The 19,526-nt window shown below is 27.1% G+C and carries 14 protein-coding genes and 1 tRNA gene; 6 read left to right on the forward strand and 9 right to left on the reverse strand.

Annotated features, from left to right (window positions below; genetic code table 4):
- Positions 1-306: 306 nt before the first annotated feature.
- Entirely contained in the window at positions 307-1,071 is a 765-nt protein-coding gene (locus ACXYRK_RS03700; RefSeq protein WP_435130601.1) for a hypothetical protein, read from the reverse strand.
- Position 1,072: 1 nt separating this feature from the next.
- On the reverse strand, positions 1,073-3,085 hold the full coding sequence (locus ACXYRK_RS03705; protein WP_458618139.1) for a S8 family serine peptidase: 2,013 nt from the start codon (positions 3,083-3,085) through the stop codon (positions 1,073-1,075).
- Positions 3,086-3,793: 708 nt separating this feature from the next.
- Between ACXYRK_RS03705 and ACXYRK_RS03710 the strand changes: the two genes are divergently transcribed.
- Together ACXYRK_RS03710 and ACXYRK_RS03715 are read left to right on the forward strand one after the other, a co-directional pair.
- Positions 3,794-4,981, forward strand: a complete 1,188-nt coding sequence (locus tag ACXYRK_RS03710) for a phosphopentomutase (protein WP_458618141.1) — start codon at positions 3,794-3,796, stop codon at positions 4,979-4,981.
- Positions 4,982-5,028: 47 nt separating this feature from the next.
- Positions 5,029-5,955 carry a nucleotidyltransferase gene (locus ACXYRK_RS03715; protein WP_458618143.1) on the forward strand — a complete coding sequence of 309 codons (927 nt, stop codon included), beginning with the start codon at positions 5,029-5,031 and terminating at the stop codon, positions 5,953-5,955.
- Here the strand turns inward: ACXYRK_RS03715 and ACXYRK_RS03720 are convergent.
- The 4 genes from ACXYRK_RS03720 to ACXYRK_RS03735 form a co-directional block, all read right to left on the reverse strand.
- Positions 5,948-7,201, reverse strand: coding sequence for a hypothetical protein (locus ACXYRK_RS03720; protein ID WP_458618146.1), 1,254 nt, complete (start codon positions 7,199-7,201; stop codon positions 5,948-5,950). The two genes, ACXYRK_RS03715 and ACXYRK_RS03720, sit on opposite strands and share 8 nt — an antisense overlap.
- Positions 7,161-8,096, reverse strand: a complete 936-nt coding sequence (gene holA, locus ACXYRK_RS03725) for a DNA polymerase III subunit delta (RefSeq protein WP_458618148.1) — start codon at positions 8,094-8,096, stop codon at positions 7,161-7,163. Before holA ends, ACXYRK_RS03720 begins: the two co-directional genes overlap by 41 nt.
- Before the next feature lie 7 nt (positions 8,097-8,103).
- Positions 8,104-9,117, reverse strand: coding sequence for a ComEC/Rec2 family competence protein (locus ACXYRK_RS03730; protein ID WP_458618150.1), 1,014 nt, complete (start codon positions 9,115-9,117; stop codon positions 8,104-8,106).
- A 176-nt stretch (positions 9,118-9,293) separates the two neighbouring features.
- Positions 9,294-9,788: an MAG0490 family ComEA-like DNA-binding protein gene (locus ACXYRK_RS03735; RefSeq protein ID WP_458598091.1), complete on the reverse strand. Its 495-nt coding sequence runs from the start codon at positions 9,786-9,788 to the stop codon at positions 9,294-9,296.
- A gap of 101 nt (positions 9,789-9,889) precedes the next feature.
- Here ACXYRK_RS03735 and ychF point away from each other — a divergent pair, with 101 nt between their 5' ends.
- A complete protein-coding gene (gene ychF, locus ACXYRK_RS03740; RefSeq protein ID WP_458618153.1) occupies positions 9,890-10,990 on the forward strand; it encodes a redox-regulated ATPase YchF in 1,101 nt (366 codons plus the stop codon).
- Positions 10,991-10,999: 9 nt separating this feature from the next.
- A tRNA-Trp gene (locus ACXYRK_RS03745) sits at positions 11,000-11,073 on the forward strand.
- A gap of 21 nt (positions 11,074-11,094) precedes the next feature.
- On the opposite strand, the gene prmC is transcribed toward ACXYRK_RS03745, so the two are convergent.
- The 3 genes from prmC to msrA form a co-directional block, all read right to left on the reverse strand.
- Positions 11,095-11,823 (reverse strand): peptide chain release factor N(5)-glutamine methyltransferase, encoded by a 729-nt coding sequence (prmC, locus tag ACXYRK_RS03750; protein ID WP_458618155.1) that lies wholly within the window; start codon positions 11,821-11,823, stop codon positions 11,095-11,097.
- Entirely contained in the window at positions 11,823-12,902 is a 1,080-nt protein-coding gene (prfA, locus tag ACXYRK_RS03755) for a peptide chain release factor 1 (RefSeq protein WP_458618156.1), read from the reverse strand. The genes prmC and prfA overlap by 1 nt, the downstream gene beginning before the upstream one ends.
- Positions 12,903-12,963: 61 nt before the next feature.
- Complete coding sequence (gene msrA / locus ACXYRK_RS03760) at positions 12,964-13,461, reverse strand: peptide-methionine (S)-S-oxide reductase MsrA (RefSeq protein ID WP_458618158.1); 498 nt, start codon at positions 13,459-13,461, stop codon at positions 12,964-12,966.
- Between the two features lie 289 nt (positions 13,462-13,750).
- On the opposite strand from msrA, the gene ACXYRK_RS03765 reads away from it, so the two are divergent.
- Both ACXYRK_RS03765 and ACXYRK_RS03770 read left to right on the forward strand, forming a co-directional pair.
- The gene (locus ACXYRK_RS03765) at positions 13,751-14,074 is read left to right on the forward strand and encodes a beta-N-acetylhexosaminidase family protein (RefSeq protein WP_458618160.1); all 324 of its coding nucleotides are present in this window, start codon (positions 13,751-13,753) and stop codon (positions 14,072-14,074) included.
- Positions 14,075-14,192: 118 nt separating this feature from the next.
- The coding region (locus ACXYRK_RS03770) for a beta-N-acetylglucosaminidase domain-containing protein (RefSeq protein ID WP_458618162.1) at positions 14,193-19,526 on the forward strand (5,334 nt) is incomplete at its 3' end.

Genomic DNA, 19,526 nt, shown 5'->3' on the forward strand with positions numbered 1-19,526 from the left:
CCAACTTTTCACTTCTTTAGACTCCATCCTTTCACTTCATCAGCGTAAGTTAACTGCTTTAGAGAATATCAAAAAGACAATGTTAGATAAAATGTTTGTTTAAACAAAACACTACATCACAAACCCTCTGATGTAGTGTTTAATTTTATAACAACTAAGTTGTTACTTGCTTATTATCTTTTAATTATTTCACCTGTATCTAAATTATAAATAGTGCTAGGGATATTACTTCCTTTCCGAAAGCAATATAATGATAACAAACAGGATGTTGGTACAATATCACACCAACATCCTGTTTTTGTGGTTTTATGTTTTAGACATAGGAAATACAAAACTTATTTCCTTAGGTAAATATTCATAAAGGTCTTTTACCTGCTGATTACTAGGGTTTATATTAGCTGTTATGGTTTTAGATTTATCAATGTATTTTACATTCATAGTTATACGACTTTTTCGCGAACTTTCTTCAGCCATATATTTAACACCTATTTGTTCTAAATTAATAAGTCAAAAATGTAAATTTTCTGTGTCGTCATTTATGTAATCTGGGACTAAATTATATTGTGAAATCTGAGAATTCTGGTTTCTTGTTTCATACATTAACAAATTCTTACTCTTGAAGAATTCATTAATATCTTCGTTGTTTAAATAAATATTTTGAAACTCTTCTTTGTTAATTTGTTTTAGTTTTTCTTCTGTTAAAGTATTTATGTCAAAATTAACTTTGTCTTTAAATGTTTGATAATATTTCTTAACATAATTTAAATTAAATTTATCTAAAAATAATTTATTGAGTTCATCTACTGATTTAATAAATACATATTTGTCTTTGAATAAGGGTTGAAACATCCCGTTATTTTCTTTGTTATTTTCTCACAAATAATAAAAGTAATTTTCTTTAATTTTCTTAATATCATTTAGTCTTTGATATTCATCTACATATACATAAAATCTTTTTAAATCGTATTCATCATATTCTTTATTATTGTTTGTGTTATTTGTACAACTAGCAACAACCAATGATGTTAATGCAGAAAAAGGAAAAATTCATTTTTTTATAAAATTCTTCATATTATTTTTCCTGTATGGTATATGTTAATGCTAAACTATCATTGATTGAATTATCAAATAAAACATCAGAATATTTTTTAACTTTTAATCGATATATACCTGATTCAGGAGTTACATACTCAAGTATTTCATCGTTAGAGTCACTTGATATGATGCTTTTTACAACAGTTCATTTTCCAGAACTATCTTTTTTTTCTAAATATAAATCATAATCAGAAAATAGTTTATCATTTTGTTTTTGATTTATTGTTTTTAGATTCAATCTTTCTTCATTAATATGAGTATTTTTTCATTCTGCTTTTTCTTTTGCTAACCTTGATCCCTCAACAGAATTAGCTATAACACCACCTAAAACTCCTAAAAACCATCATCAATTTACATTTGCATTATATGTAGGTAAATTTTCATGTTCTTTTAATAAACCTGAATTGAACAATCAAGAACTTGCTCCCTTGATTTTTTTATCTTTTTGAACATAGAATTCTCTAGTAAACAAAACAAAATCATTATCAGATTTTGAAACTTCTTTAGTTACTAAATTATCGGCTGCTTCTAACATATTTTCAAAATCTACAATACCAGAACCATATTTTTCTGTATATCCATTCGCTTTATAATTGAGATTATTTACTTTTGGGGTTCTTGATGAAGCACCTATAATCGATTTTATAGATTGTAATCTAATTTTGTCTTTGTCTAAGAAATCTCTTTCTCTTAATAATGTTGAAACTAAACCTGTAACAACAGGAGATGCAAAGCTTGTACCTTGTGTATCTAAGTAATTTCACTCACCTTTACTATTTTTATGCCATCTTTTATATAAATATCCTGGAGCAACCACATTAGGTTTAGAAGTGGATGTAAAACTTTTAGGTAATAAATAATTAGAATATTTTGCTATCGTTTCGGTAGGTTTTTGTGATCAATTACTAAAATCAAGAGCTCCTACAACTAAATTATTAAGGGAAAGTTTATATCCATTTAATCATTCGTTTTCTTTTTCTTTTTTATTGTTACCGTTACCTGATGAAAATATATTTACAACTCCATATTTTCTAGATATATAATCTAAAAATAGGTTTTTTTCATTATATATTGGATGTGCATCATCAATTGTATAACCGTAGCTATGGTTTATAACCCTAACCTTTTTATCTTTAACCATTCATTCAATACCTTTTTGTCATTCAGAATCTTCTATAAAGGCAGAAAAGACAAGTTTAGAATATCTATCATATCCTTTTTCGCCTGCTGTTATATTTGAAACTTCATTTGCATGATGGGTAATTGCAAAATCTGGAGTTTCGTTTATCTCAATACCAAATCTATTAAAATTTTGTAGTTTAGTTTCATCCAATCTCCCTATTACTTCTAAAACTCCCACATTCCCTAAGTTATTGTAATATCTTCTATTCTCTCTTTCTATTTGCTTCTTAAAATTTACTATTTCTAAATCTTTTGTGTTATCGATTGTAATATCCCTATCATAGTAAATATCTCAATCAATAACTTTTTGCTTGCGTGAATTCGTTGTATTAGATAATTGAATATTTTGTATTTCGTTTGGAAATACAATACCTTTATAAATTTCTTTTTTTTCTATAATACTTTTGACAAATTCTTTTCTTTGATTTTCATTATCAAAATAGAATCAAACGATCGGCATCATCGAGCTTGTTTGATAGCTTTTGAAATATAAATTTGATTTTTTAATGTTTTCTATGAATTCATTATTTTTTTGGACAGTTCATTTTTCATCCATAACTGAATTTTCTGCTTCATAATTTAATAAAAGTTTTAATTCATAATTATTGTTTACAGGTACATTCCTCACTGAATTAAAAAGTTGTCCGTTTTTATTTATACGAACTTCTAATTTATTATTTTGATATCCTAAATATCAAGGTTTTTCTTGATTTTTTAACACATTTGTAGTTGTTAATGTTGCTATACTAGCAACTGATGTAGTTAAAATACCACTAAATAAAAATATTTTTTTAATCTGCTTTTTCATATTACTCCTTTTATGTTTAAGTAATAAATAAATTTTTCTTCAATTTCTTAACATTCTTATTCTACATAAAAAAAAGGTGAAATTAGAAAAAATAATTTAAAATATATTAAAAAATTTAGAAAATGTGCAAAATCTATGAAAAGGAAGTTTAACAAGAATTAAGATAAAAAATTAAAAAATTTTAGACATTTGTGAAATCAATTACTGATTTTCAAACTTAAAATCTAAATGTTTAAGTCATGTAGGTTATATAAAAATAACTTATGAACAAATATTTGGTATTAATGAGTATAATATGAGATGATTAATACTTAATAAAAATATAAACAAATTTAAATCAAAATCGCCACAGCTATTTGCTGCAACGATACAAAGTTAAATCTGTTAGTTTTATACTTTCTTGTTTATGTGTTTTTCCTGTATTTCCCGCTTTGATGGTGAAAATTCTGTTTACCTATTGTTTATAGGGGTAAACAGAATTTTAAGGTATTTTTTTCTTACTACTTTTTTAATCTTCAAGCGTAAGTTAACTATTCTTAAAAATATTAAGAAAAAATTATTAGAAAAAATGTTTATTTAGGTTAGAATACACAAGAATTTAAACATAAAATATGATAACTTACAATATTAGTAATTTATCAGTTATTTTATTCTGCTAAAAAAGGAGTAAAATATAATTAATATTAAAATATAAATACAGGAGCAATTATGGCAAAATTTAGACGTATTTTTATGATTGTAACAGACGGTTTAGGAATTGGTCCGGATAAAGATCAAATTAAATTCGGTGATGCTGGTGCGAACACTATTCGATCTGCTTCAATGGTTGAAGAATTTCAAATTGATACTTGAAAAAAATTAGGTATCGGTAATATTGCTAATCTTAACGGAAATTATTATGTTCGTAAGCCACTTGCATATATGGCTAAAGTTCAAGAAGTTTCAAATGCAAAAGATACACTAGCTGGACATTGAGAAATGATGGGGGTTAAAACTAATACTCCGTTTCCTACATTTACTGAAAATGGATTCCCACAAGAATTAATTGATGAGTTATCAAAGGCTTTTGATGGAAGACCAATTGTAGGAAACAAAGCTGCTTCTGGAACCGAAATCATTAATGAATTAGCCCACGAAGAAAAAGAACGTGGTGCTATTATAGTATATACATCAATGGATTCGGTATTACAAATTTGTGCTCATGAAGCTTGAACTGGTTTAGATAACTTATATCGTTATGCTAAAGCAGCGCGTGAAATTTGTTCATCAAAATCTGAATGAAATGTTGGTAGAATTATATGTCGTCCTTATATAGGTGATTTTGGTAGTTTTGAAAGAACTTTTAACCGACATGATTATGCTAATGCACCAGGTTATACTATTTTAAATAGTTTATATAACAAAGGTATTGAAGTTATTTCAGTTGGTAAAATTAATGATATATTTGTAGGCAGTGGAATTTCTAAGCACTTTCCATCCGAAGGTGATGCAAATGGGATGGATATTACAATTGATTTAGCGACAAAAGACGGTGAAAATCAATTTATTTTCACTAATCTTGTACAATTTGATTCGCATTTTGGACACCGTCGTAATGTGCATGGATATGCACAAAATATAGCTAATTTAGATACAAAACTTGCTAAGTTAATCAATGTAATGCGTAAAGATGATTTATTGATTATAACTTCTGATCATGGAAATGATCCAACCTATCCAGGATTTAACCATACTCGGGAATTACTGCCAGCAACTATTTTCTCTAAGTCATTTAAATCTCCAAAGGTTTTAACTAACTTTAACGGTTTAGGAACATTAGGAAACATTGTAGCACGTAATTTCGATGTTGATATAGTTACTGAAACCGGAGATGATATCTTTGATGAGTTAGTTTAAAAATACAGCAGTATTGCTGTATTTTTAAAAATGATTATAATTTAAATATGAATAAGCAAATTAAAGTAGGAATTGTAGTTGAATATAATCCGATGCATAATGGACATATTTATCAAATTAATTGAATTAAAGAAAAATTTCCTAATGCAAAAATAATCATAGCGATGTCGTATAAATATTCACAACGAGGTGAAATAATTTGCTTACCTTTTTATCAAAGAAAAAAAATGGCTAAAAAATATGGAATTTATAAAGTTATTAAAATAAATAACAAAATCTCAGCACAAGCTGCACATATTTTTGCTTCAGAAGCCATTAAGTTGCTTAATAAAGCAAATATTGATTATCTTGTTTTTGGTTCTGAAACAGATGATATAAACACTTTTATCAATGTTGCTCAAATAATTAAGAATAATCAAGAAAAATATAACCAACTTGTTAAAAAATACCTAAAACAAAAAGGTAATAGTTTTCCAAGAGCAACAAATTTAGCATTAAGTGAATTAAGTGGATTTGAAATCAATCAACCTAATGATATTCTAGGTTTAGAGTATGTTAAAACAATAATAAATAATAATTTTAAAATTATCCCTATTTGCTTAAAACGTACCATCGGATTTCATAGCAAGCAAATAAGTAATAATTTTGCTAGTGCGACAAAATTAAGAGCAATGCTAAAAGAAAATCAAAATATAAAAGCATTTTCTCCATTTGATATAAATAAAATCCAGCCGAAATTTCTTATAGAAAATACTTATCCAAAATTTCAAAAGATTGTAAGAAAACTATCAGCATCCAAAATAGCTCAATTTCATATGGTAACTGAAGGAATTGAAAATCTTTTTAAAAAGCATATTAAACAACCAGATTATCAAAGTTTTATCCAAGCATGTGTGAGCAAAAGATATACTGCAGGTAGAATAAAAAGAACATATTTATATGTTCTTCTTAAAATTAAGAAATTCGTTATTTAATTTTAATAGAATATGCATTTATATTTTTATAAGGGATATCATTTGTGTTAAAAATCATAGTTTTCTTAATTGAATCAACAGTTATTTTAAAATTATATATATATGGAATAAACAAGTTATTAAAAACTGTGATTTTTACAATTTTTGCTATTGGATAATGAAAATAAAAAGTTTTTTGTTCACATTGATTAATAAAATATGAAGTTAAAATTTGATAATAATTAACTTGTGACAATGGTTTTATAGAATTATCATTTGATGTTAGATGTCTTAAAATAAATCCAATATTATTAGGAATCAAGCAATATAATTTAACTAAAAGTTTTATTTTATCTATTAAATAAAAATATCCTTTTTTTTCAAAAACCATAAACTTTTTTAAATCAAAGATAGTAGTGTATTTTGATTTAAAAGTTTTTATAATTGCTTTAAATGTATGATTGTAGTTCGATGAAATCTTAAAATCATATAGGTAATCATCAAAAACTTGAAATGTTTCAAAAATAGACAAATTACTTTCGTTTTCTTCATGGATATATATTGATCGATTATATAAACTTTTAAATGCATATAATGTTTTTTTTAAGTAATTGGTTATTTCTTCTTTGTCTTTTTTATTTATTTTTTTTATCTTAGATGAGATGTTTTTAAGTATTAAAGCATCATTGTTGAATACATCGGAATATTCCTTAGTAATTAAAATTAAGTTATCTCTTAATTCATTTTTACTAGGATCAAATTTACTTAAATCTAGGTTTTTTGTTACTAACATATCTTCATATATAACATTCTGTGTCGATGTTAGCGTTTTTTGTATTGTTTGACTATCTTCTGAATCATCAAGAATGTTTTCGTTTCGGTTAATTGCATTTGCAATAACCAAAATATTACTAAAGTTCAACTCATAAGCAATTGAAATATTTTTAAATTGCGAAATCAAAGAAAGAAAATTTTGTAATAATTTCAATTTTCTTTCTTTTTCTTTTTTATTTTCAAGTGTATATTTTGAACTTTTTTCAATATACATAAATTCTTCATTGAAAAAATATAAATATATATCAGGAATAACAACAACAAATTTCGTTAATGATTTAGTTGTGTTTTTAAGGTGAAAGAATACCGAATCATAATATTCTTGGTTTTTTTGATAGTTACTTTTTGATATTACTTCACTATCTAAAAATACAAAGTGCTTATTATCAAAATTATGTGAAGTTTGTGATCAAGAATGTCTCAAATAATACATTACTTGGAACCTCCGAACTTTTTAGTTGGATATCTAACTCGGCAAGGTTTATTAAAATATTATGAATCTTTTTAATCCCGTATAATTTTATAACTTGCAAAATATTCTTATATCTTCAATCTTGCAATTTTGTTTGTTGCATTATATCATAATCAGTATATTCAAGTTCTTTGAGATTATAAACCCTATCTGCAAGTGAAAAAATACTAAAAATCTGTGACATTAAAGTTATTTCATTATCACCTTCACTACTGCGTTCAAGGTATTTTTGATAAATTTTACCTACATCTTTACTTTCTATCGAATTTATAAAAGCAAATTGGTTGTTTAACTTATAGTCTGATATAAAATCGTCAATAATATCCTTAGTTAAATTATCGGTATATGAAGTCATTTTCTCAACTTCATTTTGGATGATAAATAAGTTTTCTGGTAATTTTTCAAGCAAGTAAATTAAGTCGCTTTGTGATATTTTTGTTCCCTTAGAACGAATAAAATTACCTATCTGTGTTCTTATTTCATACTTATTTATTTTATGTAGTTCTATAACCTTAAAAGTGTTCAAAATAAAATCTGTTAAATTATTTCTTGCATATTTAATTTGATTTAATACTAAAATCAAAGCATTTTTGTTCTGTCGCATAAATACTTTTTTAAAATATTCGATTATTTCTTTGTCTTTTTCGGAAGTTTTTGTTGCAGTTAATAGATTAAGATTATAAACGATAAATAATTTAGGTTGCTCAAACAAATTTTCACTTGAAATTTCATCTAAAATTTCAAGTAAATTATAATTTTCACGATAAGTAAAGATATTTTCATCTAAAAATTTTTCCTTAATTTTATTAATTTCGCGATTTATAAAAAACTCTTCATCACCTATTATAAAATACATAATAATATTATAACTGATAATGCCACTTTTTATAAAGATACATCATTAAAATAGAGCAAACATAAATTAAAACTACCATAATTTCTTTAACATATAAAAATTCAATTTTGATATTTACTACAAAATATAGCATCATTGAAATAATTGAGTTTACACTGTATATAACTAAAAAAGATGCAAAAGGAAATCAAAATAAAACTAACGATACTATTAAAATTATCTCATATAATATAGCAAAAATAGGTATGATTAAAAAAGAAAGCAAATTTATATTTTTATTCATATAAATTATGAACAAAATTGATATAAATCATAATGCTAATGAAGTAATAATTTTTGTTTTAATTCTAGTTAACTTTTTTGTAAAAAGTAGTAGATAAGTTAAAATAAAGGTGATAAATAATCCAACAGATAAATTAATTTGATTGTTTAAAGCAATACATATAAATGCAGCAAAAAGATATTTATCAGACTTATCCTTGAAATATTTTTTATTTCTAGGGAGTATTTTAAAAACAAAAGCACGGTTAGTTGAAAAACTTCAGTTACACAAAAATCAATAAATTCCTATAACAAAAATTCCAATTCATTTTCTTTTTGTTATTTTCTTTAATATTTTATCAATTATCCCAAAATGTAGTCCACTAATAATAAGCAGATGCATAATACCAATTTTTGATGCATTATCAATTAATGATGATGTTTTATATGTATATCCAAATGTCATTGGGATCAAGGTTTGCTGGTAACCATCAAATTTTGAGTAAAAATTAAAAATATAGTAGCGAAAATCTCAGTTTGTAGCAGGTGAAATATTTGTTGATAGGATTTTTTGATAACTTGTTTCAGCAATGTTTCCTTGCACATTGATAAATTGATAAATTGCATAATTATCATTATAATTTGAAATATAATACTTTAAATTTCAAAAATTTCGTATTGCTATATAGCTTTTATAAACACCAATTACTTGGAATGTGTTATTTACACCTGATGCATAAAAATATCTATATATAAGCATTTTAGATAATAAAATTACAGATAAAATTACTATGAAGATAAGTAGTCGAATCAAGTATTTTCTAAAAATATAAATCTGAATTAGTGAAATAATTATCCAAAAAAGTAAAATCAAAATACTAAATGATGATAAAACAAGATAAAAGAATGTTAAAACCAAAAATGCATTAAATGATGCTATTCTAGAATCAAGAAAGTTCTTAATTTTTCAATTGTTTTCTGGCCAATACCAGAAATTTTTGAAAGCTCGTCTCAAGTTATTATGTATCCTTTACTTTCTTTATAATCAATTATCTTTTGTGCATATGATTTACTTATCCCATAACTTGTTAATTGATTGATTGAATGCAAATCTTCTCAATTAAGTTGATGGTTTTTAAACGGAACATATATTTCTTTATTTTCAATTGCTAAATCATCTAATTTAAATGCAGATACATCTCCATCTGGTAATAGTTTTGTAATAAAGAATAACTGCCGATATGTTAGTGGACTAGAACTTTCGTGAATCCCTGTTTGTTTTACTGCACCTTTTAAGATATATCTTTTTATCATTTCTTTTTTTACTGTATTTTGCTGTGGTGTAGCAAAAAAAGTAAAATAACTAAGTGTACCAAGTGTAGCTGCTATCAAAATTATGCTTATTATATATTTAAAAATTTTTGCTTTCATATTTTATATATAGATTATTTTAAAAAAAGAAAGCAAAAAGAACAAAAAAAGAACTTTTTAAGAACTTGAAATTTAGTAAAATATAAAGAACAAGGAGATTTATGTCATTAAAAGCAGGTATTGTCGGACTTCCAAATGTTGGAAAAAGCACATTGTTTAGTGCGATAACTAAAAAACATGTTGAAGCAAGCAATTATGCATTTACAACTATTGAGCCTAATATTTCATCGGTTCCTTTAATCGATGTAAGATTAAAAAATATAGCTAATTTAGTTAATCCAAAAAGAATAGTATGAGCAACTTTTGATTTTGTTGATATTGCCGGATTAGTCCAAGGTGCTTCAAAAGGTGAAGGATTGGGAAATAAGTTTTTAGCTAACATTCGTGAAGTAGATGCAATTATTCATGTGGTTCGTTGTTTTTTAGATAAAAATATTATGCATGTTTCTAATTCAGTTGATCCAGTTCGCGATAAAGAAATAATTAATACTGAATTAATTTTAGCTGATTTAGAAACAATTAATAATGTGTTAAATCGTGTTGCAAAGAAAGCTAAATCAGGTGACAAAGATGCTATTATTGAGCAAAATGCCGCAATGAAAATAAAAAAAACACTCGAATCTGAAATACCTGCTAGGGAAGTTGACTTAGATGAATATGAAAGTAAATTTATTAAAGGGTATCATCTATTAACTTATAAACCAATTATTTATGTTGCTAATTTATCATCTGAACAATTTTTGGATTATAATAATGATGCAGTTTATGTGAAACTAAAAAAATCTTTAAAAGATTATGAAAAACTTTTACCGATTTCGGTAAAACTTGAATCAGAATTAACCGAAATCGAAGATGAAAATGAAAAACAAGAATTTTTATCACTTTATGGAATAAAAACTAGTGGATTAGATTTACTTACCAAACATGCATTCGATTTATTAAATTTACAAACTTATTTTACAGCCGGAGAATTAGAAGCGAGGGCTTGAGTGTTTCATAAAGGATGAAATGCTCCTAAATGTGCCGGAGTAATTCATAGTGATTTTGAAAAAAAATTTATTAAAGCAGAAGTAATTTCTTATAATGATTATATAAATTATCAAGGTGAATTAGGTGCTAAGAATGCTGGAAAAATGAGATCGGAAGGAAAATCATATATAATGCAAGATGGTGATGTTTGTCACTTTAAATTTGGTAAATAACTTCTTTATGGGGGTTTTGTATAATGGTATTATAGCAGTCTCCAAAACTGATGATAAGGGTTCGATTCCTTTAACCCCTGCCATATCAAAATGATCAAAAAAACCTAGTTGTTGCTAGGTTTTTTGTATGCAAATTCCACAATTCTTGGTTTATTAGCAATATCATTAATAATTTTGATGTCATATTTTCATTTTTGATGATTTCATCAGTTTAAATGTAACGGGTTGATTTCAAAAAATATTTTTGCTTCATTTTTTAAATATTTATCAGCTTTTTTAATAATTTGCTGATAAAAATATAAACCATTATTATCAGTAAATAAAGCATTATGTGGTTCAAAATTATGAACTGATTTATCAAGTTTTTCGTTTGTTGATAAATAAGGTGGATTACTTACGATAACATCGAATTTACCTATGATGCTATCAAATAAGTCGCAATTGATAATCTTAACTTCTAAATTATTTATCTTCTTATTTAAGTTACTTTGCATAATTGCTTCATCAGAAATATCAGATAAAATTACTTCTGAATTAACAAAATATTTTTTTAATGCTAGTCCGATAAAACCTGAACCACAGCATAAATCTAAAATTCTTAATTTAGCATTTTTAGGATACATCTTTTTCACATATAAAATTAATTCTTCGGTTTCATATCTAGGTATTAAAACTTTATATCTCAGATCAATTTTTACATCAGCCATTTCAATATATCCGATTATTTTTTGAACTGGCATGCCGGTTTCAAGTTGTTGTTCTTCAAAAGAAGATATGTTTTGATCCAAACCATATCTTCTTTTTTCAAGCAATAAATCTGCTTTTGTTGGCATTAGATCCCTGCTTCTTTTATTTTTTCATTTTGTTCTTCTGCTAATAATGCATCAATAATCGCATTCAACCTACCTTCCATAACAGGCGCTAAGGATGTTGAATAACTGATGCGATGGTCAGTAACACGATCTTGTGGGTAGTTATAAGTTCGTATTTTTTCAGCACGTGCTCCTGAACCAGCAAGTTTTCTAAATGCTGATTCTTCGGCATGTTTTTTTTGAATTTCTAAATCATAAAGTTTAGATTTTAAAATTCGCATCGCAATCTCTTTATTTTGAATTTGCGATTTTCCTTCTTGACAAGATACTACGATTCCACTTGGAAAGTGTGTAATTCTAACTGCTGAATCAGTTGTATTAACTGATTGACCACCATTACCACTTGAACGGAACACATCAACTCGGATATCTTCGGTTTTCACTTCTATTTCTACATCATCATCGATTTCCGGCATTACTGTAACAGTAGCTGTAGATGTATGAACACGTCCTTTTGCTTCGGTTACAGGAATTCTCTGCACACGGTGTACTCCTGATTCAAATTTTAATTTAGAATAAGGTTTTTCACCTTTCACAGAAAAGGTAACTAATGTAAAACCACCTGCTTCAGCTCCAATTGAATCTAATAATGTAGTTTTCATATTATTTTGTGTACATCATTTTGAATACATACGGTATAAATCACCTGCAAAAATATTTGCTTCATCGCCCCCTGCTGCTCCACGAATTTCTACTATTACATCTCTGTTATCATTTTCATCCTGTGGAAGAATTAAAATTTTTAATTCTTCTGTTAATTTGTCCATTAATTCTTCAGTTGTTTGAATTTCAAGTTTAGCAAATGCCAAAATTTCTTCATCTTTTTCTATTGATAACATTTCTTTTGCTTGTGTATGATTTTCTCGAGCATCAAGGTATTTGTTGAAAACTATAACAATATCTTTTATTGAATTAATTTCTTTGCTTATTTTGTTATATTTTTTTATATCCGAAATAATTTCAGGTTTTTCAAGCGACTTTTCAAGTTCTTGATATTTTTCCTTGATTTGATAAAGTGATTTATACATTGTTTGTTCCATAGTATTTTTATTTTATCATAATTTTAAATATAAAAGAACCAAAGCGTTCGCTTTGGTAAATTTATTTACGATATTTCGCTGGAACACCATCTAAGTTGATATGACAATATCCAAATGGATTTTTGTTTAAGTATTTTTGATGGTATTCTTCTGCCTTTGTATCATCGCTAACAGGTAAAATCTCAATATAATTATCTTTACCTTCAGTTTCTTTAAATGCTTGATTTAGCTTTTCAAATTCAGCTCTTAGTGCAGTTTCATTAGTATATATCCCAACACGGTATTGTACTCCGCGGTCATTTCCTTGTTTGTTTAATGAATAAGGATTAATAATTAATAAAAATAGTTTAAAAATATCATTAGGTGTTAAAACATCTGCATCATAAATAATTTTTACAGCTTCAGCATGCGATGAACCATTACATACTTGTCGATATGAAACACTTTCGCTACCACCATTAATATAATGAACACTTGTGCTTAAAACACCTTTGACTTTTTGGAAGAATGCTTCTACTCCTCAAAAGCAACCACCAGCTAAATATACTTCTTTGTTCATAATTTCCTTTCTGTATAAAATTATATATAAATTCTTTAATAAATAAATTTCATTTATTTCTTTCTTTTATTTCTTTCTTTGTTATGAAAATAAAAAAAATTTTCAAATTTTTGGTTTATCTTGTACAATAAAACAAAACAATGTAAAATTTTTTCATCTATTATGATGTTGATTCCTTGTTTGTTATAATTGCTCCATATATATATATATAGGTTGTGCTTTCACTAAAACCACTTGTATATAGGAAGAAATATATTTATATACCTTTTAAAACATAATAGAGGTTTATATGAATTTAAAAAAACTCAAAACCTTGCTAGTATCTGCATCAGCAGTTGGATTACTAGCAAGTATTTCAGCAACTGATTCACAACCAGCAACTAATAAAGATAGTTCTAAATCAGTTGATAACACAAACAACGATTCTCTTTATCAAATTTTTCCAGGTGTACAACAATCACAATATCAAAAAGATAAAGACTTTTTAATCACAAATGATGTAAATATCGTTTTTGAAGAAGGAATTGATGATGCAACAATTGCACGGCTTGATGAAGTATTAAAACTAAAAAACTTGCATTATAAAGCAACACGCAGGTTTATAAGCAGGTAAAACTAATATTTTAGTCGGAATCAAAGGTGATAGTACAGATGATTTAGTTGATAAAAAAGTTAAAGAAATAAGAATCAATTTAGATGATAGTTTAAATACTAAAATCGATTCATATCAATTGGATTCTAAAAAAGTTGATATCGACGGACATGAAACCGATTATATAACAGTTATGGCTAAAAATTCCGATGCTGCTTTTTACGGAGCAACCACCTTGTGACATATCTTTAAACAACTTGAAGGGAACAAAATTGCAAGTTTTGAAATCAAAGATTGAGCAGATGTTAAAACTCGCGGAGTTGTTGAAGGATATTATGGAAATCCTTGGAGTTTACAAGATCGCCAAGATTATATGAAATGGGGTAGTTACTATAAACTTAATGCATATATGTATTCTCCAAAAGATGATCCAAAACATCGCAGCAAATGAAGAGAGTTATATACACAAGATGAACTTGATCGTTTGATCAAACCGCTTGCAAAACTTGGTAATCAAACCAAAGTAAGGTTTATTTATACCTTACATCCATTTTCAGATAGCAGAATGACTATTGCAAACTATGATAGCGATTTGAAAGTATTGAAAGCGAAATTTAAGCAAGTTATCGATGCAGGTGTTCGTCAAATCGGGGTGTTAGGTGATGATTTTGGTAAACCATTTAAATCAGGTAATGATCAAAATGCTGAAACCCAATCTGAAAATCAACAAAAGAAATTTCTGGAAGATTTAGTTTCTTGATTAAAAGAACTTAAAAAAGATTATCCTGATTTAGTTCTAACCATACCTTATGTAGTTGATGAGTATATGGGTGATGGTCAAAAATATTTTGCAAGTTTTCCACCAGAAGTATCAGTTGTTATGACTTCAGGGGCAATTTTCGGAACCGTAAATAATGATTGATTAAAAAAATATGATCAAACATTATCAAATCAAATACAAACTCAAAATACAGAGTCAAAAACAACTGCAAATATGGTGAATCCACCATTATTATGGATAAATTGACCAGTTAGTGATCAAGCCAAAACCAAACTGATTTTAGGTGGATACAAAGACTTTTTAAAACCAGTTGTGGATGCTTCTAAGTTTTCAGGATTACTGCTAAATCCGATGCAACAAGAACAACCATCAAAAGTTGCTATTTTTGGTGGAGCAAACTATGCTTGAAAAGTTTGAAAATCCGATGCAGAAGCAGATAAAATTTGAGAAAACTCCTTTAAACATGTACTAAATAATTCCGAATTTGATAACGCAGTTTCAATTGCATTTAGAGAAATTGCAAAACATATGATTCATCAAGATCAGAGTAATTTATCTCCCCCACAACTACAAGAATCACAAAATATCAAGGATATAATTACAACACTGCAAAACAAATTATCTAATGATTCATTTACTGATTCAGATATCGATTCATTAATCGATGCATTTAATACAATTTCAAACTCTTTAAAAATCTTTTCATCTTCTACTTTAAATCCACAGTTAATTGCTCAAATGAAACCATGACTTGATTCTTTTAAAGAATTATCTGCTGGAATTACTATGTTATTAAATGGGTTAAAAAGTTATAAAAATGGTGAGCCAGATAACTTTATTGAATTTGCTAATGTAGGTAAAAATTTGATCGATGCATCTAAAAAACATAGTTTCGATTACTTAGGTAATCAGTTAAATGCTATTCCTGGTTCACAATACATCCAACCACTTGCACAAAAATTAATTGATTGAACCTTAAATAAAATTAATAATCAAACATTGCAACCTAGCAGTTTTACCAGTACTTTTATCACTGAAATGAAAGGTAAACAAGGAAACATCGATCCATCAGTTGTTTTTAATAAAGATAATACAACACAACTTATTTATACTCAATCTAACGACGCTAGTGCTGGCATCAAAGCAGGTGATTGATTTGGAGCAAGATTTAATCATCCTATTTCGCTACATTCTGTTTTTGTTAAATTTGTAGGGGCAGAAGGAAATCACTTTTTAACGTCTAAATTACAATATCAAATAAATAACAGTGACCAATGAGTAGATGTTCCAAATCAAACATCAATAAATTATTCTGATAATGAATCAACAGGTAAAGATATAAGTTTTAATACTATATATAATGTAATTGCAATAAGACTATATGATACAGAAGAAGCACCAAGAAATAATAAAAATTTACGTTTATTAGAATTTCGTGCTAATCCAGATGTAGCTGCAAGTGATATTGCATATACAGGGCTACAATTTAATCCAGCAAATACTACTATGCAATCAAAAGATGCTTATCAACCTGATGCACATAGTGGACCTGCTTATTTAACTGATAATAAATTATCAACAGAAGGATGATATTCTAATGCTAAAAACGGTCAAAATGATACTGTTTTCGTCGGTGACACACTAGGATTCAGTTTACCAAGCAAGCAACTTGTTACATCAATCCGAGTAGAACAAGCTTGATCAAAACCTGCTGATGCATTAAATGATTTTATTGTAGAATATAAAGATGAAAATGAAACAGACCCAAGTAAGCAATGAAAACAATTTGGAGCATTTCATCTTAATAATCAACAAATTCAATATATTTCAGGTTATGCTAATGCTAAGGATTTTAGATTTAAAGTAGTAGCACAACAACATGTATGATGAAGATTAGCTGATATTTCAGTATATGGACCAAATTATACCAGTAAGCAAAAATATCGTATTTCTTCAAACATGAAAGTTTATCAAGATTATAACTTAGACCATGTTTTGGATGCAAATGATCAAAGTTTCGCATGACTGTCACATTCTGATAATGGAAATGTGCAAAATAGTGATTATGTTGATATTGATTTCAAGCGTCCGATGCAAGTTGCATCCTTAAGGATTTTGCAAGAGAATGCTGATAAAGTACATAATATCGTTATTCAAGCAAAAAGAAATAACTTACCAATTGATTCAGATGTTGAAAATATCACTGATGCAAAAAATGATCAAAATATCAATATCCCCGATTCGTGGGGTATTATAACCGGGATTAGAATTAAATCAAAAGATAATTTGCAAACTTGATGAAAATTACACGATGTATCATTTGTTGAAAAACCACAGCCATCAAATAAATACTTATTTACCGATATCCAAAATCCAAATCTTGTTACAGATAAAATTGATAATACATTTAAATTATTTAACCAAAATAACCCCGATGCAGCCTCGAATATCACTGTTGCAAAGGACAAATTCATCGGTATTGATTTAGGAGATGTATATAATGTAGATTCAATAACAAAAGATATAACAAATCCAGATACAAATCTAAAACTACAATATTCATCAGACGGATATCAATGAACAGATGTTGAAAATACACTTAGCGCTCCAGTAAGAATGCAATTTGTGAGATTAATAAACAAAAAGACAGACAATTCGGATACTAATTTATCAGTTGCTTTTAAAAACTTACAAGTTCATATTATAGATGTTAAAACATTTGGATATTTAGTTTCTTCAACCATAGCAAACAATCATAACAACACTGATACAAGAAATTCAAATTATGCTTTCGATGGTGACATTAACACTTCTGTTAGTTTTACATCAACACCTAAAAAAGATAATGAAATTATTTATGACTTAGGTCAGCAAATTGATTTAAAATCTTTACGGATTTATGCAAGTAAATCAACTTCAAATTATCCAAGAAATATAGAAGTTTTAGCATCGGCAACTAATGAAACATCTGCTCATTGAACATCGCTTTTTAGTATCAATGATACCGTCGATTCAACTAATAACTTAGCAAATGTGCAAGCAGGAACAGAAGATCCAAAATATCCAAATGCTAAATATTGAGGAAAAGATGATATCTCTACAAAAGCTAGATATATAAAACTAAAGATAACCAAAGATTATCCAGCAAATACATCATTAACAATTAATGAAATTTTAGTTAACAAAGGTGTCTATATCCCTGCCGATAACGATCCAAGGTTTGGAGGAGAAAATTACTCAGAAATTTCAAAAGATACCAAACCTGCTAATACATTAGATTCAAATTTAAATACATATTATGAACCTAAAAATGATGCTGGTAAGTTAATTTGGTACATCGAAAAAGGTTATTTTGATAACCGTAATTTAAGGGTTGTTTCAGATGGAGATTCATATGCATCAGTTTATGTAAATATTCTTGATACATCTACAAATGCAGTAGAAAAGAAGTTGGTAGGTAAATTATTTACAAATATTGTTGCATTCAAACTACCACATCAAACAAATAAAGCAATTATATCAGTAGAAATTGATTGAGATGCAAGTAAACCTAAGCCAAAAATTACTGAGTTAATAGGCTATGATATTATCCAAACTGCTGAGACTGATAAAAATACTTTAAAAACCTTAGTTCAAGAAAACATTGAATCAACTTATAACAATTGAACAAACGAATCAAAGACAAATTATGATGCAATTAAGGCTATTGCTCAAGAAGCAATTAAGGATGATGAACTCTTAACACAAAAAACTATTGATGATATTAAAACCAGACTAGAAAATGCTAAATCTTCTGCTTTAACTAAAACAACTAAACAACAACAATTACAAGATATTTTAAATTCTGTATTAGAAAACACTGATAATGTTGTTTATACTCTTGATTCATACAGTAAATATCAAAATGCTATTGATGATATTAAAGCAGCACTGAAAAATACAAATGATTTGACCGATTCTACTGTAACATCACTAAAACAAGCATATCAAAAAGCAAAAGAATCACTGGTTGTTTCTGATGTTCAACAACAAATAGCACAACTTAACATCAAAAATTTCGATACTATTAATAAGTTAGAATATACCGATGCTTCCTATAATCAGTTAAAAGAGAAATCAGATGCATTAAAAGCAGAGTTAAGAAAAACTAATCCATCTGCAGTTGAGTTAAAAAAACTTAATGATGCATATATCCATGCATACAAATCCTTAGTAGCATCAGTCAAAGGTGCTAAATTACTAGCATATAATGAGTATTTAGAAAATGATGCTTATGGATTTACAGATAAATATCAACTTCGCTTTCCTAGCTTATCTAAAAATATTGCTGATTTAATTAATCAACAGAGTGTGGTAATAAGTAACCCTGATGCTACTTCTGACCAAATTGATGAAGCTTTAGCATCGTTGAAAACAACTACTAATAAAGCAATTGAGCAAAGAAATCATTTGATTTCAAAATATCAACTTCTTACCAAAACACAAATTCCTAATACCAACAATATCTATACAACAGATTCATATGCTGATTACAGTCGAGTTTTTAATCAAATTAAAAATAATCTAATCGATGTTCAAAGAATTACTGAAAAACAAATCAATGATGCACAAAGTCAGATAACAAATGCACAAGATATGCTGAAAATTAATCCATCTAATTTAAATAATGCAAAAAAATATGCTCTAGCACAA

This window comes from Mycoplasma sp. AC1221, assembly GCF_054353815.1.